This window comes from Bacillus sp. LH1, from assembly GCF_057924895.1.
Window position 1 is genome coordinate 1362925 of record NZ_CM175007.1, and the last position, 25165, is coordinate 1388089.

Here is a 25165-nt window from a genome sequence, read left to right on the forward strand (position 1 = left end):
TTCTTTTTTTATTATCATTATATATAAACTATGTTAAAATTGTCATGTTTTTATTCAAGAATGATTCTTAATATATTAGGGGAGAGGAAATGGATGAGTGAATGCTCATTCGGAATCCACAGGAAGTATGAACTGGCATTTTCTTTTTATTGCTGAGAATTTAAGTGAAGGGTTGAAAGTTGTATGACATCAAATAATGAACGAGAAGATATTTCTCAATCTTTAAAAGTATTTATTGCATTATCTCGTGTACATCGTTCTGTTATGGATACTACAAATAAATCTATACAAAGTAACGGGTTAAATCCAACTGAATTTGCTGTATTAGAACTGCTATATCATAAAGGCGGTCAACCACTTCAGCAAATTGGTGAGCGTATTTTAATAGCTAGTGGCAGCATTACATATGTTGTAGATAAGCTGGAGAAAAAGGGATTAGTAAAGAGAATTCCATGTCCGAATGACAGACGTGTTATTTACGCGCAATTAACTGAGTCTGGCGAGAACTTTATTGCTTCTATTTTTCCGGGGCATGAGAAAGTTATACATCAGTCTTTTGAAATGTTAACGAAAGATGAAAAAGATGAATTACTTGATTTATTAAAAAAAATTGGGAAGTATGAAAAATAATATGTTCCAAAGGAGCTTTGGATAAATAAATCCAAGGCTTTTTTATTTGTAATGAGCTCAGGGCAATCACTGCCGAAATTTGTTGAAAATTAAGAGGGAATTCAAGAATACGTATTGAATTATAATAAAGGTATGTAATGGAGAGGAGGCTCGTTCATGTCATTTAAAGACTATGAATATAAACGCCCAAATATTGAAGAGTTAAAAGAGAAATTTACTGTTGCTTTAGAGAAGTTTGATAACGCAAAAACTGTAGAAGAACAAAAACAAGTCATTCATTCAATTAATGAGATTCGCAACGATTTTGGTACAATGGGAAACCTTTGTTACATTCGCCATTCTGTTGATACGACGGATACTTTTTATAAGGAGGAGCAGGATTTCTTTGATGAATTCTCTCCAGTTGTACAAGGATATGGTACAAAATATTATAAGGCACTCATTAATTCTCCATTTCGTGAAGAATTAGAGGCGTATTATGGAAAACAATTATTTGCTCTAGCAGAATGTGATTTAAAAACATATTCAGATGAAGTCGTGAAAGATTTACAATTAGAAAATAAATTATCATCGCAATATACACAGTTATTAGCATCTGCAAAAATTGACTTTGCTGGAGAAGAAAGAACGTTATCGCAACTGATTCCGTTTATGCAAGGAAAAGAAAGAAGCGAACGTAAAGCAGCAAGTGAAGCATACTACGGATTTTTAGCTGGAAATGAGGAAGAACTAGATCGTATTTATGATGAGCTTGTTAAAGTGAGAACGAAAATCGCAAAATCTTTAGGTTTCAAAAACTTTGTTGAACTTGGATATGCAAGAATGTACCGTACAGATTATAATGCGGAGATGGTGGCTAATTACCGTCAGCAAGTGCTAGATTATATCGTTCCCGTTACAACGGAATTAAGAAAGCGACAACAAGCACGTATCGGTGTAGAGAAGTTAGCTTATTACGACGAAAACTTTGAGTTTGCTACAGGTAACCCAACTCCAAAAGGAGATGCGGATTGGATTGTTGATCATGGAAAGACAATGTATAAAGAGTTATCGGCTGAAACAGATGAATTTTTCAATTTCATGCTAGATAATGATTTATTAGATTTAGTTGCGAAAAAAGGAAAAGCTGGTGGCGGATATTGTACATATATTGAGAATTATAAAGCGCCATTTATTTTCTCAAACTTCAATGGAACATCTGGTGACATTGATGTATTAACACATGAAGCAGGTCATGCTTTCCAAGTATATGAAAGTCGTAAATTTGAAATTCCAGAATATAATTGGCCAACATATGAGGCGTGTGAAATCCACTCTATGAGTATGGAATTCTTTACATGGCCATGGATGAAGCTATTCTTTGAAGAAGATGCAAATAAATATTACTTCTCTCACTTAAGTTCAGCACTTCTGTTTTTACCTTATGGTGTATCTGTTGATGAATATCAACATTATGTATATGAAAATCCTGAAGCATCACCTGAAGAGCGTAAGACAGCATGGCGTAACATAGAGAAGAAATATTTACCACATCGTGATTATGAGGAGAATGATTATTTAGAGCGCGGTGGTTTTTGGCAACGTCAAGGGCATATTTATAGCTCACCGTTCTATTATATTGATTACACGCTTGCTCAAATTTGTGCGCTACAATTTTGGAAACGTGCAAGAGATAATAGACAAGAGGCGTGGGAAGATTATGTGAATCTGTGCCAACAAGGTGGAAGTAAATCGTTCTTAGAATTAGTAGAGGTTGCAAATTTAACATCACCATTTGCTGAAGGCTGTGTGAAAAGTGTTATTACAGAAATTGAAGCATGGTTACATGCGATTGACGACACAAAATTGTAAAAAACATGCGCTTTTTTTCACATGTTTAACATCGACATAATGGGAAAATGATGAGATAATAAAAGAAAATTCAGAATACTAAAGGGGTGTTTCTAATAAGGAGCACCTCTTTTCACCAACAAAAGGGGGGAACAAGTATGCTTCAATCTAATATGGATGTAAGTTTAGAAAGTTTAGTAAACTCATTACAGGCTACTCGAAGCACGCTATTATCAGAAATTGAAATGTTAAATGACACAGAAGTGAATGTAAAGCCACGCCGTGATAAATGGAGTATTATTCAAATTTTACACCACTTGCATTTAGTTGAACAATCTGTCACGTCTGCCCTTGTATATGCTTTACAAAAAAATGAAAGAAACATGACTCCATTTAAAGACCTCCAACTTACGCTTGATCGCACACATAAACGAGAAGCTCCTCAGCAAATGCAACCAACAGAAACTTTAATGAAAAAACAGCAAGGAATTCAATTGCTAGAACATTCACGCCAAGAACTATTACACGCGCTTCATAGTGTTATAGATGAAAAAGATCTATTTGAAAATGGATTAAAGCATCCTGTTTTTAATGATCTGAATTTGTATCAATGGGTTCAATTTCTTGATTTGCATGAACAAAGACATCTTACGCAGTTAAAAGAGGCGAAACATGCAATTTTGCAACGCTAAAGTGGAAGAAGTGGGAAACCACTTCTTTTTTGATACGTGCATAGTTTTCTTTCTTATTTTGGAATACTACATGGAGAAATAAGAAAGAAAAGAAGGAGTTGAAAAAACATGTCTAAGAAGAAGCGAGAAGAAGAGCGCGCCTGGAAAGCACGTAAAGAAAATCAACAACCGCACGGAAAAGTGAAAGCTTTTGCTGAATTAGTTGAAGGAACAGAAAAAACGTGATGAGTATTTCATCACGTTTTTTGTATGAGTGGAAAAGTTAATAAAAAGGTTGTACCGATTCCTTTTTCACTTATAATATCAATTTTTCCATTCATAGCTTGAACAACACTGAATACGACCATCATTCCAAGTCCAGTACCTTTTTCTTTCGTTGAATAAAAGGGCGAACCAAGACGTTTTACTTGTTCTGAATCCATACCGACTCCTGTATCTTTTATATATAACTGAATATGCTTATGATCAGGAACTAATGTGAAATAAAGATCACCGCCTTTTGGCATAGCCTCAATGCAATTTTTTAAAATATTTAATAAACATTGATTTAGTTTTTGCTTTTCTCCAGCGATAAAAAAAGAAGTGCTTTGCTTTATATAATGAGTACGTACATTTGTTAAATTAGCAAGCGGTGTAATTAGCGACAATGCATGTAGTAATTCTTCTTCTAACTGTAATATTTGTTCTTTTTCAATGCTTGGTTTAGCAAAGGTTAAATAATCTGTAAGAACATGATTTGCTTGTTCGATGCCATTAATGGCAATGTCGATATATAATTTTCGTTCCTGCTCAGTGCATGTATCTGATTGTAACAGTTGTAAAAAACCTTTCGTTGAAGTTAATGGATTGCGAATTTCATGAGAGATAGACGCTGCCATTTCACCAATTAAATGAAACTTTTCAGCATTTATAAGTTCATTTTGGAGACGAACCTGAGTTTGTAATATGTGTAGTAAATATAAAATTAGAATCGTACCAAGCATTGAACATAATTCATACACAATAATATGCGGTATATAATCAGTCTTATTTGTAACCTTTGAAAGGAAGAAGGGTATCCAACTAAATCCGTATGTGAGACTGTAGATAATAGCAAGTGTTATTTTTATACGATTAGAAGTTCGATTGAAAAATTTATATGTTAATAATAGAACAATAAATAGAAGAACAGAACCGATAAGAGATGGGAAAACACCTACCCCACCTAATAATAAGCGATATATGTTTAATACAACTAAGATAGAACCACCAGCAATAGGCCCTCCCGTTAATGTACCGACAATTAATACAATATGGCGCATATCAAATTGAAAACCATTATTTGTTTTTGCTGCAAATGTAATACAGAGTACGGTAGCGAGGCAACAGAGTACAATGAATATAGCTGAATTTAATTTAGGAGAGCGTTTCCCTTTTTGATTCCAAAATAAATGATATACGAGCATTGTAATCAGGATGAATAATATATTTAAAAAGAGATAAATAATAAAGGATTTCAGTGGGATGCCTCCTCTCTTCTTATATTAAATTAATCATACTATAAAATGAAAGAAATGAAATAATAAATAGCGGAAAAATCAGAAATTTTTACGCTAGTATACAATATGTTACAATAAGCTATGTCAATGAAAGAAGAAATTCCGTGCACCGTGCGGGAGAGGTTCGCGAACTCCCTCTATAAAAAACTATGGAAACAACAATATCCTTAGGTATTGTTTTGTTTTTTTATTGTGACAGTTCAAGAACGTTCTTTCTTCTTATTTATAGTAGAGAAGGAGAATGAGTGAAATGAAAAAAGAAAAAGCAGTTGTTGTTTTTAGTGGAGGACAAGATAGTACGACATGTTTATTTTGGGCAATAGAGCAGTTTGCAGAGGTAGAAGCTGTAACGTTTAATTACAATCAACGTCATAAGCTAGAAATTGATTGTGCAGCGGAAATTGCAAAAGAACTAGGAATAAAGCATACGGTATTAGATATGAGTCTATTAAATCAACTTGCTCCAAATGCGTTAACGAGAACGGATATGGAGATTACACATGAAGAAGGTGAATTGCCATCGACATTTGTAGATGGACGAAATTTACTCTTCTTATCATTTGCTGCTGTATTAGCAAAACAAGTTGGAGCACGTCATATTGTAACGGGTGTATGTGAAACTGATTTCAGTGGTTATCCAGACTGCCGTGACGTGTTTGTGAAATCGTTAAATGTTACTTTAAATTTATCTATGGATTACCCGTTTGTCATTCACACGCCACTTATGTGGATTGATAAGGCTGAAACATGGAAATTATCAGATGAACTTGGAGCATTTGAGTTTGTTCGAGAAAAAACATTAACATGTTATAACGGAATCATTGGTGATGGTTGCGGTGAATGTCCAGCATGTCAACTTCGTAAAGCAGGATTAGATACGTACCTACAAGAACGCGAAGGAGCGAACAACTAATGGATAACTTTTTTGGATTTCGCATCGTAGAGAATTTGCAAAAAATGGACAAGGATATTCAGCGTAAACAACTCAAATACCATAATAAAAGAGTAATGGTCAGCAAGGAATTTACATTTGATGCAGCACACCATTTACACTGTTATGAAGGGAAATGTAAAAACTTACATGGTCACACATATAAAGTTGTATTTGGAATTAGTGGATATGTAAATGAAATAGGTCTTGCAATTGACTTTGGAGATATAAAAGAAATTTGGAAGAATGAAATAGAAATTTATCTAGATCATCGTTATTTAAACGAAACGTTACCTGCAATGAATACGACTGCTGAAAATATGGTCGTTTGGATTTATGAAAAGATGGCAGAAGCACTAACAAAAGAGAATAGAGTGAACGAATATAAAGGAGCCCGCGTTGAATTTGTTCGTTTATTTGAGACGCCGACTAGTTATGCGGAAGTAAGACGGGAGTGGATGCTTGATGAGTAAAATCCCTGTCTTAGAAATATTCGGTCCGACTATTCAAGGTGAAGGAATGGTTGTAGGGCAAAAGACAATGTTTATCCGTACAGCTGGTTGTGATTATAGCTGTGCTTGGTGTGATTCTGCTTTTACGTGGGATGGATCAGCTAAAGATCAAATTAGACAGATGACACCAGAAGATATTTGGGATGAGCTTGTTGCAATTGGAGGAGAAAATTTTTCTCATGTTACGATTTCAGGTGGAAATCCGGCATTATTGAAAAATATTGAGTTTCTTCTTTCTATATTAAAAGAAAATGGAATGCGAACGGCAATTGAAACGCAAGGGAGTAAATGGCAAGATTGGTTACTTCAAATTGATGAGATAACAATTTCTCCAAAACCACCAAGTTCAACGATGAAAACAGATTTTCAGAGATTAGATGCTATTATTCAGAAACTAGCAGGAAAAGATATTAGTTTAAAAGTAGTAGTATTCGATGATCATGATTTTGAATATGCAGTTAAGATGCACGAACGTTATCCAAAGGTACCATTTTTCTTACAAGTAGGAAACGATGATACAAAAACAGTGGATGATGCGATGCTTATAAAAAAATTATTAGATAAGTATGAATGGCTGATTGATAAAGCTGTAAATTGTAAAGAGATGAATGATGCAAAAGTATTGCCTCAGCTTCATGCGTTAGTATGGGGAAATAAGCGCGGCGTATAACGAGAAGGGATGTTTAAAATGACAGGAAGATTAGATGAAGATTTAAAAGATGTAACATTACTAGGGAATCAAAATACAAAATATTTATTTGAATATAGCCCAGAAATATTAGAGGTATTTGATAATAATCATCCAAACCGTGATTATTTTGTAAAATTCAATTGTCCTGAATTTACAAGTTTATGCCCGAAAACAGGACAACCAGATTTTGCAACAATTTATATTAGCTATATTCCAGAGCAAAAAATGGTAGAGAGTAAATCTTTAAAGTTGTATTTATTTAGTTTCCGCAATCATGGTGATTTCCATGAAGATTGCATGAACGTTATTATGAACGATTTAATTAAATTAATGGATCCACGTTATATTGAGGTATGGGGGAAATTCACACCACGTGGTGGCATTTCAATTGATCCATACTGCAACTACGGGCGCCCAGGGACGAAGTATGAACAAATGGCTGATTACCGCATGATGAACCACGATCTATATCCGGAAACAATTGATAATCGTTAATAGAAAGAAAGGGCCTGTATACTATACAGGCCCTTTCTTTCTATTATATTATGCATTTTGATTAATGACAGTATAGTTTTTATGACTTACAACTGTAAGAGGTTCCATATCTAGTTCTCTAAAATTCTTCATAATTGTTATATCAACAATAACAGAGTTTTGATTTACTTTTTGAACACGGCCTTGCATTCCACCTTTAAATTCGATGATATCTCCAGTTTCTGCGATCTGCATAAGCAACTCTCCTTGTTACAGTTTTCCCAAAAAAAGAATAAATTTGGTTTTTTTTATTTCCTCCTATTTTGAACCATATTTCCTACTTTGTAAATGTTTCCAAAGTAAAAATTCGAAAAATATTCACTTTTTGTAAGAAAATATGTAGAAAATCCATGTTTTTTGAAAAAAATAGCAAAAATGCGAGAATCTTTATATCGAGGTATAATGAAAAAGTAGAATAACCTGCTGAAGTGGGAGAAATTAGAGGCGGTAAAATGATGTTTGAATTTGTGGGGAGTGTTATAGCTTTAATTTTATTTTTATTTTCTTATATGCATTTAAAAAAGATTCGTCAATATGATACGAGTACATATTTTGATGGGATGGATGGTATCCATGCTTCGATAACACATGATAGTGGTGGGGAGATGTAAAGGTATATAACTTTATTTTCTTGCGTGGTATGATGTTTAGAACTAGTGCATAATAGAGTTCATAAGTGATGAATGGAGAGTGAAAAGAATGAAGATTTCTTTTATTCGTCATGGTCGCTTAGATTGTACTATAGAACCAATGACGGTTACATCCTTTCATGAATGGATAAAAGGATATGACTTACATACTATAACAGAAAAACAACCTATACCATTGGAAACAAGAGAAGCGGTTGAAGTAGCGAAATTGATTGTAACGAGTGATCAAAAGTGTGCTGTACAGTCAGCAGCTGAATTAATGGATTCTTTATGTTTTATACAAAATTCTCTTTTTAGGGAAGCGGCAGTTCCGGCGAGCTTTTATGCGCCAAAATGGTTGAAGTGTAAACTTAACGTATGGATGTGTATTGGACGAGCATTATGGATACTTGGTTACCATAAAAATGTTGAATCTTATAAGGAAGTAAGAGAGAGGGCAAGGCAAGCAGCTTACGTATTACATCGTTATGCTCTCGTACATGGAAGTATTGCTCTTGTAGGTCATAATTATTTTAATTCGATGATTGGAACGGAGCTGAGGGCAATGGGATGGTCTGGTTCGCCTATTTTGCATAGAAAGCCATGGGGATGTACAACATATACGTTTCACGAGGCGATGGATGGAAATATATTAAATACGAATTTAACATAAAAGCACACGATTTATATAAATCGTGTGCTTTCTTTTTAAGATACAGAAATTTTGACGTTTAATGGTTTTACGAGATGAGCATAAGGTTCGCCTACTAGCATAACAATTTCATCTTTTTTATAACCTAACTTTTCGTATAGTGAATAGGCGCGTGTGTTTTCTAAATTAACAAGTAAAGCGATTTTTTCATGCCCTTTTTCAGTTGCATAGATTTCGGCAGCTTCAATTAATTTAGAACCGATACCTTTTCCGCCGTGTGCACTTGAAACTGATAGTGTATCAATGTAATACTCATCAAGCTCAGCTTCTTTTTCTAACGTAATTGATTCATCTTTATGTAATTTTCTTAAGTGATGTACAATTGGTGCGTCAAGCTGTGTTGCTTCACTACCGTGATAAGCGACAATAACTCCAACTGCACTCTCGTCTTGTTCATAGACAAAACAGTTTTCGTAGCTCAGACGGTTATTTTCTTTTGAGAACCATGTCTCAAGTCCTAGTAATACTTCTGCTTCATCTGTGCTACCTGTGATTTTTTCAGCAATTTCATGCAGAGCATTATACAATAAAGGAGCTATTGCCATTGCATCTGTCTTTTTTGCTTTCCGAATCATAGTATCCCTCCTAGTTCTATTTGTATATTGTAGCATAGTGGTATGGAACTTTGCATAATTGAATGCCGAAATGTTTGATATAGAGAAGTAGCTATGTTAGTATATGATATTTAGTGGACATATAGTAAAACGATATTGTTTGCGAAATAACGAAAATAAAATCATGACATAACAACGAGATAAAGTGAAACGTTAATCAGTAAGATTTTTTGTTCATTCCACGACTGATTAGTAGTCAACACCAATCGCACTACCTGCAAATAGCGGGATAAATTTACAGTTGTTGACCTATAGAATATACGATAAAATAAAATATTGCAGAGAGGTGAAATACATGGATAAAGAATTAGCAAATACAATTTTAGATCAGCTAAAAAATGGTGAAATAAAGGAGTATGTTGTTACGAAAGATGTATTTTATACGTTCAGAGAAGTTGTTGTAAATAGAGAAGACTTTAAGCATTTCATTGGTAACGCACAGCGAGGCGGGCAAGTGATTTATACATATTCAGAAACGCCACGTTCATAAAGAGGAATTTTGATCAGCAGGGCATCTCTCACTGATTAGTAGCCTTTCACCAATCGGACGTTTAATGCGGGATAAATAAAAGATAAAGGAGAGGGGAATTATGGGCGATTTTAAACAAGGCATTTTACCACATTGGGATTATATGTGGAAAGATAGAGCCGGCAATCGATTTATGGGAATGGTTATGTATCCAGAGAAACGAAAATGTTCAGCAAAAATGCTTCAGAAAATAAAAAGAGCATATGAAGAAGCAGTAGAAATTAAAGTAACTGTACAAGTTCGACATACATATCAGTACGTAGAAGGAATGATTGTATACTTTGATGAAGAGGCTCCGGTATGTACAATGATTGATAAAGATGAAAATCCGCATCATATATTTGTAAAAGATATTTTGCGCATTGAGCACTCTGAATAAACTTTTCATAAATAAATTGAAGTTCCATAATAATAATCTTTTTCTATAATAGTTATCTTTTAGTATGTAACGAGAAACGAAAGTATATGTATAATATATTTAATAAGGTAAATTTGATAAATGTAATCGTTTTTTAGAGCAGATTATAGTTTCATATCTGTTCTTTTTTGCGTGATGCTGGAGAAATATATTTCTTCAGCATCTAACGTTTTATGACAAAATATATTGTTAACTTTTTTAAAAATAAGGTTAAATTCGTTGACAACTTTTTTGAAAAGCACTTTATTGACATGAGTTTTAGAATGTTGTTTCATAGTCATTGTATTGAAAAAAAACGGCTATCATGTCGAAAAGTAAAAGTTAAAAAAAGAAAGAATTTATACATATATCTTGTGTCTTATTTTGAAACGTAATACAATATATAGAGAAATCAAGAACAACATATAGAGAATATAGATTTGAGAGGGAGGGTCGGAAATGTTAGTTGCATATGATTCTATGACAGGAAACGTGAAGCGTTTCATTCACAAATTAAATATGCCGGCCGTTCAAATTGATGAAGATCTAGTAATAGATGAAGACTTTATTCTTATTACGTATACAACAGGTTTTGGCAATGTACCAGAACGTGTTTTAGACTTTTTAGAGCGCAATAATGAAAAATTAAAAGGCGTATCTGCAAGCGGCAATCGTAACTGGGGAGACATGTTCGGTGCAAGTGCTGACAAGATTTCTACTAAATATGAAGTGCCTATTGTATCAAAATTTGAGTTATCTGGAACAAATAACGATGTAGAATATTTTAAGGAAAGGGTGCGGGAGATTGCGACACATTGAACTGAATAATGAAATCACGCAAATGCAGGACGGTTTTTATCAGCTTCATAAAGATAAAGAGGCATTAGAAGTCTTTATGGAAGAAGCTAGAGAGAATACCGTTCCTTTTAATAGCGTGGCAGAGCGAATGGAGTATATGAAAGAACATGATTACTATTACAACGTTCTGGACGAGTATAGCTTGGAGGAAGTAGAGGAAGTATATAACATCGCTTATGGTGAAAACTTCGAGTTCCAATCTTATATGGCAGCATCTAAGTTCTACAAAGATTATGCGTTAAAAACGAATGATCAAAAACAATACTTAGAAAGCTATGAAGATCGTGTAGCAATTGTTTCATTATACTTAGGACGCGGTGATGTTTCGAAGGCAAGACAATTCGCAAGCATGATTGTAAAACAAAACTACCAACCAGCGACACCAACCTTTTTAAATGCGGGAAGAAGCAGAAGAGGAGAAATGGTGTCTTGTTTCTTGTTAGAGATGGACGATAGCTTAAATTCGATCGGCTTTAACATTAATACTGCGATGCAATTATCGAAAATCGGCGGGGGAGTAGCTTTAAACTTATCTAAGCTACGCGCACGCGGTGAGCAAATTAAAGGTATCGACAACGCTGCAAGTGGCGTAGTACCTGTTATGAAATTGCTTGAAGATTCGTTTTCATATGCGAATCAGCTTGGCCAACGAAAAGGTGCCGGTGCAGTATATTTAAACATTTTCCATTGGGATATTATTGAATTCCTTGATACAAAAAAAATAAATGCCGATGAGAAGAGCCGTATTCAGTCTCTATCAATCGGAATTATCGTTCCAAGTAAGTTCTTTGAGCTTGCTGAGAAAAACGAACCTTTCCATGTTTTCGCGCCTTACACGGTGTATAAAGAATACGGAAAGCATTTAGATGACATTGATATCGATGAAATGTACGATGAATTAATGAGCAATCCGAAAGTGAAGAAGAAGCCACTAGATATTAGTGCACGTGATATGCTTATTAAAATCGCTATGATTCAGCTTGAGTCTGGTTACCCATACTTAATGTTTAAATCAAATGCAAATAATCAACATCCATTGAAGGATATTGGAACTGTGAAGATGTCGAACTTATGTACAGAAATCTTCCAGCTTCAAGAAACTTCAGAAATAAATGATTACGGTACAGATGACATTATCCGTCGTGATATTAACTGTAACTTAGGATCGTTAAATATCGTAAACGTAATGGAAAATAAAGAAATTCGTGAAGCAGTTCATGCGGGAATGGAAGCTTTAACAGCTGTTTCTGATATGACGATTATTCCGAATGCACCAACTGTGAAAAAAGCAAATGACGAGCTTCATTCAGTTGGACTTGGAGCAATGAACTTACACGGATATTTAGCAAAAAATAAAATCGCTTATGAAAGTGCAGAAGCGAAAGAATTCGCTCGTACATTCTTTATGATGTTAAATTACTACTCTATTGAGAAAAGTATGGAAATCGCTACAGAAAAAGGCGAGACATTTAAGGACTTCGATAAATCTGATTATGCGAATGGCACATACTTCGAAAAGTATGAAACGACAGATTACAGCCCAGTAACTGAAAAAGTTCAGCAACTATTTGAAGGAATTCATATTCCAACAAAAGAAGATTGGACAAGTTTAAAAGAGCAAGTGCAGAAGAATGGTTTATACAACTCATATCGTCTTGCCATTGCTCCAACACAATCAATCAGTTACGTTCAAAATGCAACTTCAAGCGTAATGCCGATCGTAAGTCAAATCGAATCAAGAACATATGCGAATGCGACAACATATTATCCAATGCCGTATTTATCAAAAGATACGTTCTGGTACTATAAATCTTCTTACGATATGAATCAGTTTAAATTAATTGATTTAATCGCAGAAATTCAAGAACATATTGACCAAGGAATTAGTACAATTCTTTACGTTAATAGTGATATTTCAACACGTGAATTAGCACGTTACTACATCTATGCACATAAAAAAGGCTTAAAGAGTCTGTATTATACGAGAACACGTAAATTAAGCGTGGAAGAGTGTGTGGCTTGTACCGTTTAATATAAAAAGTGAGACATGATGAGCAGGGTTTTCTGAACCCTGCTCATGCTTAGTTATCATATTTAGAGAAGGGGCGATTTAATGCGTGCGGTAAACTGGAACAAAAAAGAAGATGATTTTAGTTTAATGTTTTGGAAGCAAAACATCGCTCAGTTTTGGACAGAAGAAGAAATTGCGGTTTCGTCTGACAAAAATACTTGGGTGCAATTATCGAAAGAAGAGCAAATTGCTTATAAGCGTGTATTAGGTGGTTTAACACTTTTAGATACGAAACAAGGTGGCGAAGGAATGCCACTTGTACTGGTTCATCTTGAAAATTTACAAGCGAAAAGTGTATTAGCTTTCATGGGAGCTATGGAAGAAGTACATGCGAAAAGTTATAGTCACATTTTCACAACATTAGCTACAGAAGAAGAGATTGATGATATTTTTGACTGGGTAGACAATCATCCGTTACTTGAGAAAAAAGCTGGTATTATTACTAGTTACTATCGTCGTTTATTAAAGCCTGAAGTAACAAAAAAAGAGTTATACATGGCAATGGTAGCAAGTGTGTTCTTAGAAAGTTACTTATTCTATAGCGGATTCTTCTATCCACTTTACTTAGCTGGTCAAGGAAAACTAACAGCAAGTGGTGAGATTATCAACTTGATAATTCGTGATGAGTCAATTCACGGCGTATTCGTCGGTATTTTAGCACAACAAATCTTCGCAGAACTTTCTGCAGAAGAGCAACAAGAAGTGCAAAAAGAAACACAAGAGTTATTAATGGAACTATATGAAATTGAAATGGCCTATACAGAAGAAATTTACACTTCTATCGGTCTTGTAGAAGATGTAAATCGTTTCGTTCGTTACAATGCGAATAAAGGGCTTATGAACTTAGGACTTGAGCCGAAGTTTGAAGAAGAAGAAATTAACCCAATCGTTTTAAATGGTTTACGTACAGATACGAAAAACCATGATTTCTTCTCTGTAAAAGGAAATGGTTACGTAAAAGCAACGAACGTTGAAAAGTTAGCTGACGATGACTTCGTGTTTAACTTTTAATATAGGATTATAAAGAAAAACTGTCTTATTCATTGATAAGACAGTTTTTCTTTATAATTTTGTTTACATAACACTATTATTTTTGTATAGCGATTTATATTTGGGAAGTTCTATTCGTTTAACGGATAGAACTTTTTTGTAATTAAATGGGTATTTACAAACTTTTTGTATCGGTGTATTATTTAACTAGTACACTAATACAAAAGGAGGGAAGAAATGAAAATAGAGTTTTCTCCAAATACACCAATTTACATTCAGGTAATGGAATACATAAAAAATGAGATCGTAACAGGACATTTATTACCTGGTGATAAAATTCCCTCTGTCCGTGAATTAGCGAGTGAATTACAAGTGAATCCAAATACGATTCAGCGTACATTTCAAGAGCTAGAACGGGATGGAGTTGTTGTCACACGTAGAGGAATGGGACGGTATGTAACGAATGAAGGGGAGAAAATTATGGAGCTGCGAAAAGAGATGGCGAAAGAATTACTTCATTCTTTTATAGATGGAATGGACAATTTAGGTTTTTCAGAAGAAGAAATTCTTACAATTCTTCGTTCTTCATTACATGATAAGAGGGAGGAGAGCCAATGACAGAGCTATTGAAAATAGAAAACTTATGGAAGAGATACGGATTAAAAGCAGTGATCCGTGAATTAAACATAGAGATTACGGAAGGGAAAATCGTTGGGCTTGTTGGAGATAACGGGAGCGGGAAAACGACGTTATTGAAAATGATTGCAGGCTTGCAACACCCTTCTGAAGGTAGTATTACAATAGACGGTAAAAAGGTAGGGTTACAGACGAAAGAAATTGTTTCATTTATGTCCGATAAGCCAATCTTTGATGATTGGATGACTGTAAAAGACGCTTTATTTTTCTACCGAGATTTTTATAAAGACTTCGATATTCAAAAAGCGGTAGATACGATTGCAGAATTTAAAATACCGTTAGAAGAAAAAATTACAGCATTGTCAAAAGGTATGGTTGAGAAGCTGCAGATTATTTTAACGTTTTCTCGAAAAGCGAAGCTATATGTACTGGATGAGCCATTGGGCGGGATTGATCTTGTTTCTAGAGAACATGTACTTGAGTTAATACTTAAATTTTATCGTGAAGATTGTACGCTACTTATATCGACTCATTTAATAAGAGAAATCGAAAATATATTCGATGAAGTAATCTTTTTGAAAGATGGAGAAATAATATTGCATGAAAATGTGGAAGAACTACGATTTCAAAAGGGTAAAGCAGTACATGAGCTGTTTAAGGAGGCCTATGAGAAATGAGTCAGCTTTTTCTTTATCTATATAATTGTAATAAGAGAAAGATAGCCATTATTTACTTTGGTTTTATTACAGTTTCATTAATTCTTTTATTTAATATGAAAGGAGTTTCAGGAGTTAGAATTTCAGGTAGGCAAGATATAATTATTATTATATTCTTTATCGTACTAGGTATAAATGGATTTGCAATTCTTTTAACAGGTATATCGTCTTTTCGGAAAATGTTAAAAAACTCTATGCTACGTTATACTTCTATTTCAGCAAAAAAGTATATATGTGCAAATAGTTTATTCTGTGTACTACTCTTTATGATTTTGCTAGGAATAGGAATCATTTTTCTATACTATTTTTCTTTAAATATTTACAATGGAAAAACTAATTTAGGTATTCAGCAAGCAATACACAGTTTATATAATTATGGAATATTACATCATATGTTATCTATTTTCTTATGGGGACTAGATTTTCTTAATATGCTAGTTTCTATTTATTTCATTATAGTAATTGTAAAACTATTAAATGTGAAATCATCTATGAATAAAGTTGCTTGTTTAGTTTTATTCGTCATTTTTACCGCATTTAATGGAGGAATAACGTATATTTTTCAGCAAATAGAAAAGTATGTGTTTGCTATAAATAATATTGGATTTATAGATCAAAATGGTTTTTTAAATACATCATTTTATTCTGGTACAGAGGTTACAATTTTAAATCTATTTTTTAATTGTTTATTAACAATTATATTACTAGTAGTTACAGGTCACATAGTCGATAAAAAACTAGAAGTCTAAAGGAGGAATCAGCATTGGGAAACGTAGTAGTAAAGTTAGAGAATGTTCGAAAAAAGATTGGTGGAACGGAAATTATTCGTGGTTTATCATTTGAGGTTCGTGAAGGAGAAGTATACGGATTCCTTGGACCGAACGGTAGCGGTAAGACGACGACGATCCGTATGATGACAGGTCTTATTTCAATGACAGAGGGCGATATTACAATTTGTGGACATAGTATTCGCTCGGAGCGTGAAAAGGCACTAGAGCAAATTGGAGCGATTGTAGAAAATCCTGAACTATATGATTATATGACAGGAATGCAAAACTTAAAGCATTTTGCGAACATGGCCATTACACCAATTAGTAAAGAGCGCATTGCTGAGATTGTAAAGCTTGTTGAGTTAGAGCATGCGATTCATAAAAAGGTGAAAACATATTCACTTGGTATGAAACAACGTTTAGGAATTGCACAGGCATTACTGCATCAGCCGAAAATCTTAATTTTAGATGAACCGACAAATGGATTAGATCCAGCTGGTATTCGCCAAATTCGTGATTATTTACAACGTTTAGCGAAAGAAGAGAATATTGCTGTAATCGTATCAAGTCACTTATTGAGTGAAATTGAATTAATGTGTGATCGCGTCGTTATTATTAAACAAGGTGAGTTTGTACAAGAGTACAACTTACATGAAAAAGTGAAACATGATGAGGCAGTCGTTGTAGCGTTTGAAGTAGATGAAGTTCAGAAAGCAAATGAAATCATTAAAGGTAAAGCAAAAGGGAATGTAATTGTAGCATCTGTAACAAAAGACAACATTCCGCAACTTGTAAAAAAACTTGTTCATGCTGATGTGCTTGTATACGGAGTTACTGTTCAAAATAAAACGTTAGAGGATGAGTTCTTAGCGATTACTGGGGGAGTGAAAGCGTAATGTTTAAATTAATTCAAAATGAATTTTTAAAGTTGCATGCGAAAAAAGGTATGTATATTTTAATGGGTGTCATTGCGGCACTCGAAATTTTAGGTACTTTAGCAATGTTGAAGTGGGGAAAAGGTGATGAGTTTAAGGGATCATATTTAGATTATGCAAACTCAGAGATTGGCTTAATTGTTTTATTTACAACGATTTTTGGGATTACACTTGCTGCCCGTACTCTTACTGATGAGTTCCAAAAAGGTACAATTAAACAATTGTTAATCCGTCCAAGAAAAAGACTTGCAGTTTTATTTTCTAAATATATTACAGTGTTATTAGCAATGTTATTTATCGTATTAGCTGGTATGCTAATTGCAATGATTATTGGCGGTATTGTAATGGATGGTAGTAAAACAGAATTAACATTAGGAATCGTTATGAAGTCCACTTTATATCAACTACTTTCACCGTTCTTTTTTGCAACACTTGCATTTTTCCTAGCAAATGTCTTTAGAAAATCTGTATTACCATTAATTATTACGATGTTCCTATTCTTCTTACAAGGTGCAATTAATATGGTATTAATAATGTTTGCAAAAGGTGTAGCGAAGTTTGTAGTATTCAACCATTTGGATTTAAGAGCTTACGATAGTAATAAATTAATCAATGGTGGAATGGAACCAACATTTACAGAATTTACGTTTACAACTTCATTATTACTTGTAGCTGCATACTTTGTTGTGTTACTTGTAGCATCAAGTGCATTATTCCAAAAACGTGACGTATTATAATAAAAGAAATCCCCGCTTGTAAAAACGGGGATTTTTATTACATAAATTTCACTTGGATTGCAACTTGAAGAACAGCGATATGGTATTTTAAGAGCTATGTTGTTTGAAAGTAATTGAGAAAAATAGGAAGAGTTTCAACTATATTCATATTATAATGTAGTTATCCGACCATTTACTTTTACTATCTTTGGAGGTGTTCTATATGCACTATGCATTTTCACGTATAAGGCTACGTAGCTTTTTTGGATGGATGATTATAGGGGTGTTCCTTATAATGATACCATTAGGTCTAGCAAATGTTTCTGAGAATACGATGGAGGTTATTTCACAAATAACTGTATTTTTTGTATTTCCGTTACTTTGGCTATACGTAAAAACAAATAAAAATAATATTGTATTTAACAGTTTTTTTGATAAGCCAGGACGTTTATCTTGGGGATTAATTGTATTAGCAACGATAATGGGGATGATTTTTTCAGTTGGCATATCTCAGATTCAATTTTACATATTAGCACATACGTTACCGAATTTCTTAGTTACTATGCTAGAAGACGGAAATGTTATTAATACGAGTAACGTATATATGACGATATTTACTTTCATTTCAGCATGTGTGTTAGCACCTATTATGGAAGAGGTTATTTTTAGGGGATTTTTCTTACAGCGAATGGCTCATAAATGGGGAATTAAAAAAGCTGTAATTATATCTTCAATTATTTTTGGCCTAGGACATTTTGATGTTATTGGTGCGTTCATGTTTGGTGTCGTTATGTGTCTTTTATACATAAAGACAAAAAATATATGGACGAATATAGCTGTGCACGCTCTAAATAATTTGATTGCAACAAGTATGCAATTTTTCGGTGGAGAAGAAAGTGGTACAATCTCAATTACTGAATTACAAGCGCAAAGTAATTTATGGATTGGTATCGGTCTTACAGTTGTTGGATTACTATGGTTAATTCCGTATGTTTGGAAACAATGGCGTACAGTAAAAGAAGTTGGCGTGCCACCAGTACGTTTTATAAATGAGCAAAAAGTAGTGAATTCATCACAAGAAAATGAAGTGTATAGTCAAGTGATCGTAACCGATAGATTGATGGCCATAGAGTTACCAGATGAGGCTGTAAATAAGCTTCGGTTAGAAGAAAATGATTATGTAACAGTAGCTGTAGAAGAAGATAAAATCGTTATAAAGAAAGCACATAATAGATAATTAAAAAGTAGCTCTTAGGAGCTACTTTTTAATTTGTAATAATTTCTACACGAAAATTATTACCGTTCTTTACATATTTAATATCTGTAACAGTGCGGACTGTCTTTAAAATCTCCACTTTTTCACCAATTCGCGGGATGGTCGGAACATTGTCCCAAATACCAAGCAAGTCATCTAATTGTGCCGTTTTTTCATAAAACCAGATTTTCAATGTAAAGCCCCTTTCTCGAATATTATGTATTTTAATACATAATATATTATTTTTATTCTTATTGTAAGGGGTTTTTTTATAATTTATGAATAAAAATAAATTAATCTTCTGGGAAGATATGTTCAATATCAGGAGTAAGAGATACTTCTGATAATACGATATGAGAAACTGTCGTTGCATATGAAGAAACATCATTGATAAATTCTTCAAGTTCAACGAGTGAAGGAACAGAAATTTTTACAATGTAGCATAAGCTTCCTGTTACTCGGTAACAAAAACTTGCAGATGGATAAGACTGAATAAACTGTTGCATACGTGTTGTATCACCATTTTTTAAAGTGATTTCTAAAATACAATCTAAAACTAGTCCTGCTTTTTTATAGTCGATATCGATTGTATATTTTTGAATAACGCCTTCACTTTCAAGTTTACGAACACGTTCTGCAGTAGACGGAGCAGATAAGTTTACTCGTTTCGCCAATTCACGCATAGAAAGGCGACTATCATTATATAATTCATTTAAAATTTTTCGATCAACACGGTCTAGTTGCATTTGTAAATATACCTCCAGTAAAATAATGATTTTTGTAAAGGGAAAATATAAATTAAGATTCATATGAAATGTAAAGTGAACGTTATTTATTTTACAATAAAACAGAAGGAAATAGGAGGGGAAATGATGGAGAGAATTTCATTATCAAATGTAGGAGATACAAAGTTTCAAAAGTTATTAGGGCATAATTCGGATATATTACACTCGTGGAGTACGTTAGAAGATACACTGTACAATAAAGGAACTCTTTCAGCAGAGTTGAAGGAGCAAGTGAGAAGAACATTAGCGTATGGGAATGAATGTCCGTACTGTATGGCAAAGGGAAGACCTGATGATGTGCAAAAGGCAGAGGAGATTGGTGTAGCTGTTACTTTTGCGCATACATTTGTTCATGACCGAAAAGCAATAGATGATACTATGTTTCACGCTTTAAAACAATATTGGACAGAAAAAGAAATTGTAGAGCTTTGCGCCTATGTTTGCTTTATTACTGCGTCACAACAACTTGGTTTTCTATTTCAATTACAGCCAAATTAAGGGGGAAATGATGACAAATCAAATAGCACTTATCATAATCGATGTACAAAAGGCATTTCAATTACCAGATTGGGGCGAGAGAAATAATATTTTTGCTGAAGAAAACATGAGAATTTTGTTAGAAGAATGGAGAAAAAGGGAACGACCAGTTTTTCATATTCAACATGTAAATAAAGAAAATGCTCAGTCAATGTTTTATGAGAGAGCGGAAACGGTAAACTTTAAAGAAGAAGTGCAACCACTACTTGATGAAGTGGTTATTCAGAAATTCGTTAACAGCGCGTTCATTGGGACAAATTTAGAAGAGCAATTAAGAAAGAACAAATGTAATGCAGTAGTGGTTGTAGGATTAACGACAAATCATTGCGTGGAAACTACGACACGAATGGCAGGGAATTTAGGATTTACAACATATTTAGTGAGTGATGCAACGGCTACTTTTAACCGTAAAGGTTTAGATGGTAAGGAGTATAGTGCAGAGGATATTCACAATATGACACTTGTAAATTTACATGAAGAGTTTGCTACGATTGTGACGACAAAAGAAGTGTTAAAATTATTTTAAGAAAATAATTGCGAATTATGTAGAAAAAAATAAGAATATTTCGTATAATCTAAGTACAATCATTTTGAAAATAGGGGTGGCATCATATGGAGCAAATTTCAGTAAAGAAATTAGAAGAGGTACTTGTTGTAGCAGGGGATGATAAACAGAAGCAAAAGGAATTTTATGAATTGCTCTTATCTACTGAGTTTTATGTTGCTGGTTCACTAGAAGCAGAGGACGGGGCAACAGAAGGAATACTTCGTTTGCGTCATTTCCAAGGAGAAGGTAGATGGATTGTTCCGTTCTTTACACAAATGGAATTTGTAAAAGATGTGTTGCCAGAAGGAACGCCCCTTATTACGATACGTGGGAAAGAGTTATTTGGTAGCATTGAGAAAGATGCTACAGCTGTATTAAATGTTGGCACTGATATAAGTAAAACATTTATTCCAGAAGAAATTGCAGATATCGCATCTGGACGAATTTTTAATTATTATAAGTAAAAGGAAAAGCGTAATCGCTTTTCCTTTTACTTTTTAATTTGAATATGAAGTGGCTATACCAGAAGAAATAGAGACTGTTTTATTATTCGTGTTTATTGTCGCTGTAGCTCCAAGCGGAATACCGATGTTTGGACTTATATGTCCAATTGGTAAATCGAATAGGACAGGTATATGATATGGCGCGAAATATTCATATAATATTGTTTGCAAAGATTGAGAGGGCTTTGAAGGAGTGCAGTCGTGACAACTTGTGAAAATAACGCCCCTGCATTCATTAAACTTTCCAGATAAAAGTAGCTGATTTAACATACGGTCAATGCGGTACGGTTCTTCACCAATGTCTTCAAGTAATAAAAGTGTATTGTTCGTAATTATCTCGTAGGGCGAGCCAATTATACTTGTTAACACAGCTAAATTTCCTCCAACTAACGTACTTGTAACTGTACTGTGAGAGCTAGGTACGATACATTCTGATGCAGATAAAATGGTTGAATACGGATGGAATAGCTGATTAAAAGAGGATAAAGATAGGGAATCAATACCTTTTCCTAGTTCTTCAATCATCGGACCATGAAATGTTATAAGCTTTGCATAACGTGAAACAGCAGTATGTAAAGCTGTAATATCGCTATATCCCCAAAAGATTTTTGGATTTTGCCTAATAACTTCATATTGAATGTGAGGAAGAAGACGAGCACTTCCATAACCACCTCGTGCACAAAAAATTGCCTTCACTTCATTATTTGTAAATGCTTCATGTATATCGTCAAGCCGAACTTGATCACTTCCGGCTAAAAATCCATATTTCTCGTAAACACTCTTCCCGATTATTACGGATAACCCCATCTCTTGTAATACATTCACACCTTTTAATACACTTTCGATTGTAGGTGGACCAGATGGTGCAATAATCATTACTGTATCACCTTGTTTTAATGCATTTGGATAAATCATTAAGCTCAGCCTCCTTCTCTTTCAATATATTCGCTTCATATGAAGTTCAACCCTTGCAAAAGCAGGGGAAAGCTTATCAAATAAAGAAGATATAAAGGAAATAGGAGGGGAAATGATGTTTACAAGTCGAGTAACAGACATATTAAAAATTGAGTATCCCGTTGTTCAAGCCGGTATGGCAGGCGCGATTACGACGCCAGAACTTGTTGCAGCAGTAAGTAATAGTGGAGGATTAGGGACGCTTGGAGCCGGCTATATGAGCCCAGAACAAATTCGTGAAGCGATTTATAGAATAAGAGAACTAACAGATAAGCCTTTCGGTGTTAATTTACTTGTAACGAAAGAGATAGAAATAGAAGAAGAGAAGGTAAATGAGGCGAAAGTATTACTAAGCGGAGTGAATAGAGAATTAGGTATAGAAGTAGAAGGAACGTTAAAGCTTCCAAAAAGCTATAAGGAACAATTACAAGTGCTATTAGATGAAAAAGTACCGGTCGTTAGCTTTGCATTTCAAACGTTAGAAAAAGAAGAAATAAATGATTTAAAAAGAAGTGGAATAAAAGTTATCGGAACAGCTACCCATGTGAAGGAAGCGAAAGTACTTGCTGAACTAGGAGTAGATATTATTATTGGGCAAGGTAGCGAAGCAGGAGGGCATAGAGGAACGTTTATTGGGAAAGAACGAGATGCTATGATTGGTACTTTTGCGTTAATACCTCAGTTAGTAGGGGTTATTCCGCATATCCCAATTGTCGCAGCAGGTGGTGTAATGAACGGACAAGGGCTTGTTGCGGCATTGGCACTAGGAGCAGAAGGTGTTCAAATGGGATCAGCCTTTTTAACAAGTGAAGAGAGTATTACGCACGATGTGTATAAAGAAGCGGTTTTGCATAGTACAGATACGAGCACAACTGTAACTCGTGCGTTTTCCGGGAAATATGCACGCGGTATTCGGAATGAATTTATAGAAAGACATGAAGGAAAAGAAGAAGGGCTTCCGGTATATCCAGTGCAAAACGTATTAACTTCTAAAATACGCCAAGAGGCAGCGAAGCAAAATAAGGAAGAATATATGTCACTTTGGGCAGGACAGGCAGCATCATTGGCACGAATCGAATCAGCTCAGCATGTAGTGGAGCGAGTTATGAAAGAGGCGGCGAATGCAATCGAGCAATTACAAAATATATACAAAAAGACCACTTGAGTAATTCAAGCGGTCTTTTCGTTAGTTTGCTTTATAAAATTGTTGGATGGCTTCGTCGATGTAAACCCAGCCTTTCCAACCTAAGTGCATATGATCTTTTAAGAAGTATTTATCGTATTCATGATTTGAGAAGTCGGCAATTGGATAACCAGCTTTTTCAATTTGCTCATGAACTTTCTTATAGTATGCTTCGCGGCGTTCTTTCGGGAAGCCAGCGTAGTCGTACCAAGGACCTTTGACAGGAACAGAAATGAAGAGTGGTTTTGCACCAGATTGTTTTAATAAATCAAGTACAATTTGTAAATCTTCATATTCTGGCGATTGGTCATAAGCATCATTTTTTAAGTAACCTTCACGTTGCTTTAATTTTTTCTTAATTTTGCTATTGAAGTAACCATCTTCGATACCATATTCATTAGATCCAGATTCTGCTGCACCTGTTTGATCCGCATGTTTACGAGCCTCTTCCCAGTTCATTTGTTTTAATGAAGGATCGAGCTTCTCTTTGTGCGGTTTAATATTAAACATAGCTGTAAATAAATCTTTACGATCTAAAATGTTACGATAAATATAAGCGAAAGGTTTAGCAGCAAGTGCTTTTACTTTATACTTCGTATCATCATAAGCGATACCTTCAAGCGAAATTTTTAATAAAGTTTCTTTTTTTACAATCTCAAAGTTTAATAAACGCTTTGCAATTTGTTTTTTCATTTCAGGTTTTAAATCATTGTTGAAAATGAAGTGGTAACCTTGTTGTTTTGAAAAGTTAGGTGCAAAGTGCGTTTCGTCAATACCTTGTGGTACAAACCATTGCGGAGAAAGAACGAATACCATTTTCTTATCTTTCAATTGATCCATTGTAGATGCGAAGTTTAATACATGTACAAGGTCTTGTGTTCCGCCGCGTCCAAGAAGGAATGGCGTAAATCCTTCAGGCTTTACTTTAAAATAATTAGATGGATGGAAAGCATCCATACGTGCGAATTCCGATGAACCGTACATCGGAAGATATTTTGGATCTGCTAACATCTTTTGCTGTAAAATCATACTTTGAATTTTTTCTTCTTTTAAAGAAGTAGCAGCTTGTTCTACTTTTTCATCACTTAAAAGTGGAAGTAGGAAGCGCGTTGGAATAAGTAAGAATACAGCAAAAAGGGCCAATGCTAAAAGCATCGGACCAAATTTTGCTTTGTTCATCGGATTTCTTCCAACTTTTTAATAACCATGTTTGGTGTAGCCCACTCGTCACGGTCAAAATCAGAAATAGAAACTTCAATATCTAAACGCTCTTGGAATTCAACTAATAAAGATACTACAGCGAAAGAATCAAGGATACCTTCTTCAAATAATTGAACATCTAAGTTTTCTTTCACAATATCGTTTTCACATACTTCTTCTAAAATATCTAATACTTGCTCTTTGAATTCTGCCATTTTTAAAATCTCCTTTATATCCGAAATATATTATATGTGCAACTTCTTAATGGAA

Annotated in this window: 33 protein-coding genes and 1 riboswitch; of the genes, 25 read left to right on the plus strand and 8 right to left on the minus strand. The window is 34.3% G+C overall.

From position 1 onward, the window contains the following. Positions 1-183: 183 nt before the first annotated feature. From ACX9TM_RS07135 to ACX9TM_RS07150, 4 genes are all read left to right on the plus strand, one after another. Entirely contained in the window at positions 184-630 is a 447-nt protein-coding gene (locus ACX9TM_RS07135; protein WP_000203336.1) for a MarR family winged helix-turn-helix transcriptional regulator, read from the plus strand. Positions 631-786: 156 nt separating this feature from the next. Then, positions 787-2481, plus strand: a complete 1695-nt coding sequence (locus tag ACX9TM_RS07140; protein WP_065381902.1) for a M3 family oligoendopeptidase — start codon at positions 787-789, stop codon at positions 2479-2481. 137 nt (positions 2482-2618) lie between these two features. Beyond that, positions 2619-3152, plus strand: coding sequence for a DinB family protein (locus ACX9TM_RS07145; protein ID WP_000941961.1), 534 nt, complete (start codon positions 2619-2621; stop codon positions 3150-3152). Positions 3153-3260: 108 nt separating this feature from the next. Next, positions 3261-3377: a DUF6254 family protein gene (locus ACX9TM_RS07150; protein ID WP_000038355.1), complete on the plus strand. Its 117-nt coding sequence runs from the start codon at positions 3261-3263 to the stop codon at positions 3375-3377. A gap of 11 nt (positions 3378-3388) precedes the next feature. Here ACX9TM_RS07150 and kinB read toward each other — a convergent pair whose 3' ends face one another. Further along, entirely contained in the window at positions 3389-4597 is a 1209-nt protein-coding gene (gene kinB, locus ACX9TM_RS07155) for a sporulation sensor histidine kinase KinB (protein ID WP_000964154.1), read from the minus strand. 206 nt (positions 4598-4803) lie between these two features. Beyond that, a riboswitch (PreQ1 riboswitch) is annotated at positions 4804-4847 on the plus strand. A gap of 93 nt (positions 4848-4940) precedes the next feature. On the opposite strand from kinB, the gene queC reads away from it, so the two are divergent. From queC to queF, 4 genes are read left to right on the plus strand one after another with little or no spacing between them, the layout of a single operon-like run. Next, entirely contained in the window at positions 4941-5603 is a 663-nt protein-coding gene (queC, locus tag ACX9TM_RS07160; protein ID WP_000711595.1) for a 7-cyano-7-deazaguanine synthase QueC, read from the plus strand. After that, positions 5603-6094 carry a 6-carboxytetrahydropterin synthase QueD gene (gene queD, locus ACX9TM_RS07165; protein ID WP_000368414.1) on the plus strand — a complete coding sequence of 164 codons (492 nt, stop codon included), beginning with the start codon at positions 5603-5605 and terminating at the stop codon, positions 6092-6094. The genes queC and queD overlap by 1 nt, the downstream gene beginning before the upstream one ends. Beyond that, complete coding sequence (gene queE / locus ACX9TM_RS07170; protein WP_000036294.1) at positions 6087-6803, plus strand: 7-carboxy-7-deazaguanine synthase QueE; 717 nt, start codon at positions 6087-6089, stop codon at positions 6801-6803. Before queD ends, queE begins: the two co-directional genes overlap by 8 nt. Positions 6804-6821: 18 nt before the next feature. Then, on the plus strand, positions 6822-7319 hold the full coding sequence (gene queF, locus ACX9TM_RS07175) for a preQ(1) synthase (RefSeq protein WP_001986050.1): 498 nt from the start codon (positions 6822-6824) through the stop codon (positions 7317-7319). Between the two features lie 48 nt (positions 7320-7367). Here queF and ACX9TM_RS07180 read toward each other — a convergent pair whose 3' ends face one another. Continuing rightward, positions 7368-7553, minus strand: a complete 186-nt coding sequence (locus tag ACX9TM_RS07180; protein WP_001165082.1) for a YkvS family protein — start codon at positions 7551-7553, stop codon at positions 7368-7370. A gap of 260 nt (positions 7554-7813) precedes the next feature. Here ACX9TM_RS07180 and ACX9TM_RS07185 point away from each other — a divergent pair, with 260 nt between their 5' ends. Together ACX9TM_RS07185 and ACX9TM_RS07190 are read left to right on the plus strand one after the other, a co-directional pair. Then, on the plus strand, positions 7814-7969 hold the full coding sequence (locus tag ACX9TM_RS07185; RefSeq protein ID WP_000461432.1) for a hypothetical protein: 156 nt from the start codon (positions 7814-7816) through the stop codon (positions 7967-7969). Between the two features lie 88 nt (positions 7970-8057). Next, positions 8058-8660 carry a hypothetical protein gene (locus ACX9TM_RS07190; RefSeq protein WP_000703101.1) on the plus strand — a complete coding sequence of 201 codons (603 nt, stop codon included), beginning with the start codon at positions 8058-8060 and terminating at the stop codon, positions 8658-8660. Between the two features lie 35 nt (positions 8661-8695). On the opposite strand, the gene ACX9TM_RS07195 is transcribed toward ACX9TM_RS07190, so the two are convergent. Beyond that, entirely contained in the window at positions 8696-9274 is a 579-nt protein-coding gene (locus ACX9TM_RS07195) for a GNAT family N-acetyltransferase (RefSeq protein WP_065212133.1), read from the minus strand. 334 nt (positions 9275-9608) lie between these two features. On the opposite strand from ACX9TM_RS07195, the gene ACX9TM_RS07200 reads away from it, so the two are divergent. From ACX9TM_RS07200 to ACX9TM_RS07250, 11 genes are all read left to right on the plus strand, one after another. Next, on the plus strand, positions 9609-9803 hold the full coding sequence (locus tag ACX9TM_RS07200; RefSeq protein WP_000356684.1) for a hypothetical protein: 195 nt from the start codon (positions 9609-9611) through the stop codon (positions 9801-9803). Between the two features lie 100 nt (positions 9804-9903). Next, positions 9904-10221: a hypothetical protein gene (locus ACX9TM_RS07205; protein WP_000502205.1), complete on the plus strand. Its 318-nt coding sequence runs from the start codon at positions 9904-9906 to the stop codon at positions 10219-10221. Between the two features lie 477 nt (positions 10222-10698). Continuing rightward, positions 10699-11058 carry a class Ib ribonucleoside-diphosphate reductase assembly flavoprotein NrdI gene (gene nrdI / locus ACX9TM_RS07210; protein ID WP_000959447.1) on the plus strand — a complete coding sequence of 120 codons (360 nt, stop codon included), beginning with the start codon at positions 10699-10701 and terminating at the stop codon, positions 11056-11058. Next, complete coding sequence (nrdE, locus tag ACX9TM_RS07215) at positions 11045-13129, plus strand: class 1b ribonucleoside-diphosphate reductase subunit alpha (RefSeq protein WP_001215839.1); 2085 nt, start codon at positions 11045-11047, stop codon at positions 13127-13129. The genes nrdI and nrdE overlap by 14 nt, the downstream gene beginning before the upstream one ends. A gap of 81 nt (positions 13130-13210) precedes the next feature. Beyond that, entirely contained in the window at positions 13211-14179 is a 969-nt protein-coding gene (nrdF, locus tag ACX9TM_RS07220) for a class 1b ribonucleoside-diphosphate reductase subunit beta (RefSeq protein ID WP_001203029.1), read from the plus strand. A gap of 216 nt (positions 14180-14395) precedes the next feature. Then, positions 14396-14776, plus strand: a complete 381-nt coding sequence (locus ACX9TM_RS07225) for a GntR family transcriptional regulator (RefSeq protein WP_000687522.1) — start codon at positions 14396-14398, stop codon at positions 14774-14776. Next, positions 14773-15471, plus strand: a complete 699-nt coding sequence (locus ACX9TM_RS07230; RefSeq protein ID WP_000137738.1) for an ABC transporter ATP-binding protein — start codon at positions 14773-14775, stop codon at positions 15469-15471. Before ACX9TM_RS07225 ends, ACX9TM_RS07230 begins: the two co-directional genes overlap by 4 nt. After that, complete coding sequence (locus ACX9TM_RS07235) at positions 15468-16259, plus strand: ABC transporter permease (protein ID WP_000080432.1); 792 nt, start codon at positions 15468-15470, stop codon at positions 16257-16259. The genes ACX9TM_RS07230 and ACX9TM_RS07235 overlap by 4 nt, the downstream gene beginning before the upstream one ends. Before the next feature lie 14 nt (positions 16260-16273). Continuing rightward, positions 16274-17176, plus strand: coding sequence for an ABC transporter ATP-binding protein (locus ACX9TM_RS07240; protein WP_000528788.1), 903 nt, complete (start codon positions 16274-16276; stop codon positions 17174-17176). Next, positions 17176-17952, plus strand: a complete 777-nt coding sequence (locus ACX9TM_RS07245; RefSeq protein ID WP_000475456.1) for an ABC transporter permease — start codon at positions 17176-17178, stop codon at positions 17950-17952. The genes ACX9TM_RS07240 and ACX9TM_RS07245 overlap by 1 nt, the downstream gene beginning before the upstream one ends. 202 nt (positions 17953-18154) lie before the next feature. Further along, a complete protein-coding gene (locus ACX9TM_RS07250; RefSeq protein ID WP_000558808.1) occupies positions 18155-19168 on the plus strand; it encodes a CPBP family intramembrane glutamic endopeptidase in 1014 nt (337 codons plus the stop codon). Between the two features lie 28 nt (positions 19169-19196). Here the strand turns inward: ACX9TM_RS07250 and ACX9TM_RS07255 are convergent, their stop codons facing one another. Further along, positions 19197-19379: a DUF3913 family protein gene (locus tag ACX9TM_RS07255; protein WP_000707107.1), complete on the minus strand. Its 183-nt coding sequence runs from the start codon at positions 19377-19379 to the stop codon at positions 19197-19199. 100 nt (positions 19380-19479) lie between these two features. Beyond that, positions 19480-19932 (minus strand): Lrp/AsnC family transcriptional regulator, encoded by a 453-nt coding sequence (locus tag ACX9TM_RS07260; protein WP_001175498.1) that lies wholly within the window; start codon positions 19930-19932, stop codon positions 19480-19482. Between the two features lie 126 nt (positions 19933-20058). On the opposite strand from ACX9TM_RS07260, the gene ACX9TM_RS07265 reads away from it, so the two are divergent. From ACX9TM_RS07265 to ACX9TM_RS07275, 3 genes are all read left to right on the plus strand, one after another. After that, on the plus strand, positions 20059-20469 hold the full coding sequence (locus ACX9TM_RS07265; RefSeq protein WP_000439756.1) for a carboxymuconolactone decarboxylase family protein: 411 nt from the start codon (positions 20059-20061) through the stop codon (positions 20467-20469). A gap of 10 nt (positions 20470-20479) precedes the next feature. Further along, positions 20480-21034 carry a cysteine hydrolase family protein gene (locus ACX9TM_RS07270; protein WP_000184427.1) on the plus strand — a complete coding sequence of 185 codons (555 nt, stop codon included), beginning with the start codon at positions 20480-20482 and terminating at the stop codon, positions 21032-21034. Between the two features lie 86 nt (positions 21035-21120). Continuing rightward, positions 21121-21519: an SseB family protein gene (locus ACX9TM_RS07275; RefSeq protein ID WP_000435265.1), complete on the plus strand. Its 399-nt coding sequence runs from the start codon at positions 21121-21123 to the stop codon at positions 21517-21519. Positions 21520-21552: 33 nt separating this feature from the next. Here the strand turns inward: ACX9TM_RS07275 and ACX9TM_RS07280 are convergent, their stop codons facing one another. Further along, complete coding sequence (locus ACX9TM_RS07280; protein WP_000640079.1) at positions 21553-22473, minus strand: S66 peptidase family protein; 921 nt, start codon at positions 22471-22473, stop codon at positions 21553-21555. Between the two features lie 115 nt (positions 22474-22588). Between ACX9TM_RS07280 and ACX9TM_RS07285 the strand changes: the two genes are divergently transcribed. Continuing rightward, on the plus strand, positions 22589-23677 hold the full coding sequence (locus tag ACX9TM_RS07285; protein ID WP_000495279.1) for an NAD(P)H-dependent flavin oxidoreductase: 1089 nt from the start codon (positions 22589-22591) through the stop codon (positions 23675-23677). 21 nt (positions 23678-23698) lie between these two features. Here ACX9TM_RS07285 and dltD read toward each other — a convergent pair whose 3' ends face one another. Both dltD and dltC read right to left on the minus strand, forming a co-directional pair. After that, on the minus strand, positions 23699-24874 hold the full coding sequence (gene dltD / locus ACX9TM_RS07290; RefSeq protein ID WP_001030268.1) for a D-alanyl-lipoteichoic acid biosynthesis protein DltD: 1176 nt from the start codon (positions 24872-24874) through the stop codon (positions 23699-23701). Continuing rightward, positions 24871-25110 (minus strand): D-alanine--poly(phosphoribitol) ligase subunit DltC, encoded by a 240-nt coding sequence (dltC, locus tag ACX9TM_RS07295; RefSeq protein WP_000807310.1) that lies wholly within the window; start codon positions 25108-25110, stop codon positions 24871-24873. The genes dltD and dltC overlap by 4 nt, the downstream gene beginning before the upstream one ends. Between the last annotated feature and the right edge of the window lie 55 nt (positions 25111-25165).

Excerpts from the sequence above, each read along its gene's own strand:
- ACX9TM_RS07135 (WP_000203336.1), top strand. The coding sequence starts at position 184 with ATGACATCAAATAATGAACGAGAAGATATTTCTCAATCTTTAAAAGTA.
- ACX9TM_RS07140 (WP_065381902.1), top strand. The coding sequence starts at position 787 with ATGTCATTTAAAGACTATGAATATAAACGCCCAAATATTGAAGAGTTA.
- ACX9TM_RS07145 (WP_000941961.1), top strand. The coding sequence starts at position 2,619 with ATGCTTCAATCTAATATGGATGTAAGTTTAGAAAGTTTAGTAAACTCA.
- ACX9TM_RS07150 (WP_000038355.1), top strand. The coding sequence starts at position 3,261 with ATGTCTAAGAAGAAGCGAGAAGAAGAGCGCGCCTGGAAAGCACGTAAA.
- kinB (WP_000964154.1), bottom strand. The coding sequence starts at position 4,597 with ATGCTCGTATATCATTTATTTTGGAATCAAAAAGGGAAACGCTCTCCT.
- queC (WP_000711595.1), top strand. The coding sequence starts at position 4,941 with ATGAAAAAAGAAAAAGCAGTTGTTGTTTTTAGTGGAGGACAAGATAGT.
- queD (WP_000368414.1), top strand. The coding sequence starts at position 5,603 with ATGGATAACTTTTTTGGATTTCGCATCGTAGAGAATTTGCAAAAAATG.
- queE (WP_000036294.1), top strand. The coding sequence starts at position 6,087 with ATGAGTAAAATCCCTGTCTTAGAAATATTCGGTCCGACTATTCAAGGT.
- queF (WP_001986050.1), top strand. The coding sequence starts at position 6,822 with ATGACAGGAAGATTAGATGAAGATTTAAAAGATGTAACATTACTAGGG.
- ACX9TM_RS07180 (WP_001165082.1), bottom strand. The coding sequence starts at position 7,553 with ATGCAGATCGCAGAAACTGGAGATATCATCGAATTTAAAGGTGGAATG.
- ACX9TM_RS07185 (WP_000461432.1), top strand. The coding sequence starts at position 7,814 with ATGTTTGAATTTGTGGGGAGTGTTATAGCTTTAATTTTATTTTTATTT.
- ACX9TM_RS07190 (WP_000703101.1), top strand. The coding sequence starts at position 8,058 with ATGAAGATTTCTTTTATTCGTCATGGTCGCTTAGATTGTACTATAGAA.
- ACX9TM_RS07195 (WP_065212133.1), bottom strand. The coding sequence starts at position 9,274 with ATGATTCGGAAAGCAAAAAAGACAGATGCAATGGCAATAGCTCCTTTA.
- ACX9TM_RS07200 (WP_000356684.1), top strand. The coding sequence starts at position 9,609 with ATGGATAAAGAATTAGCAAATACAATTTTAGATCAGCTAAAAAATGGT.
- ACX9TM_RS07205 (WP_000502205.1), top strand. The coding sequence starts at position 9,904 with ATGGGCGATTTTAAACAAGGCATTTTACCACATTGGGATTATATGTGG.
- nrdI (WP_000959447.1), top strand. The coding sequence starts at position 10,699 with ATGTTAGTTGCATATGATTCTATGACAGGAAACGTGAAGCGTTTCATT.
- nrdF (WP_001203029.1), top strand. The coding sequence starts at position 13,211 with ATGCGTGCGGTAAACTGGAACAAAAAAGAAGATGATTTTAGTTTAATG.
- ACX9TM_RS07225 (WP_000687522.1), top strand. The coding sequence starts at position 14,396 with ATGAAAATAGAGTTTTCTCCAAATACACCAATTTACATTCAGGTAATG.
- ACX9TM_RS07230 (WP_000137738.1), top strand. The coding sequence starts at position 14,773 with ATGACAGAGCTATTGAAAATAGAAAACTTATGGAAGAGATACGGATTA.
- ACX9TM_RS07235 (WP_000080432.1), top strand. The coding sequence starts at position 15,468 with ATGAGTCAGCTTTTTCTTTATCTATATAATTGTAATAAGAGAAAGATA.
- ACX9TM_RS07245 (WP_000475456.1), top strand. The coding sequence starts at position 17,176 with ATGTTTAAATTAATTCAAAATGAATTTTTAAAGTTGCATGCGAAAAAA.
- ACX9TM_RS07250 (WP_000558808.1), top strand. The coding sequence starts at position 18,155 with ATGCACTATGCATTTTCACGTATAAGGCTACGTAGCTTTTTTGGATGG.
- ACX9TM_RS07260 (WP_001175498.1), bottom strand. The coding sequence starts at position 19,932 with ATGCAACTAGACCGTGTTGATCGAAAAATTTTAAATGAATTATATAAT.
- ACX9TM_RS07265 (WP_000439756.1), top strand. The coding sequence starts at position 20,059 with ATGGAGAGAATTTCATTATCAAATGTAGGAGATACAAAGTTTCAAAAG.
- ACX9TM_RS07270 (WP_000184427.1), top strand. The coding sequence starts at position 20,480 with ATGACAAATCAAATAGCACTTATCATAATCGATGTACAAAAGGCATTT.
- ACX9TM_RS07275 (WP_000435265.1), top strand. The coding sequence starts at position 21,121 with ATGGAGCAAATTTCAGTAAAGAAATTAGAAGAGGTACTTGTTGTAGCA.
- ACX9TM_RS07280 (WP_000640079.1), bottom strand. The coding sequence starts at position 22,473 with ATGATTTATCCAAATGCATTAAAACAAGGTGATACAGTAATGATTATT.
- ACX9TM_RS07285 (WP_000495279.1), top strand. The coding sequence starts at position 22,589 with ATGTTTACAAGTCGAGTAACAGACATATTAAAAATTGAGTATCCCGTT.
- dltD (WP_001030268.1), bottom strand. The coding sequence starts at position 24,874 with ATGAACAAAGCAAAATTTGGTCCGATGCTTTTAGCATTGGCCCTTTTT.
- dltC (WP_000807310.1), bottom strand. The coding sequence starts at position 25,110 with ATGGCAGAATTCAAAGAGCAAGTATTAGATATTTTAGAAGAAGTATGT.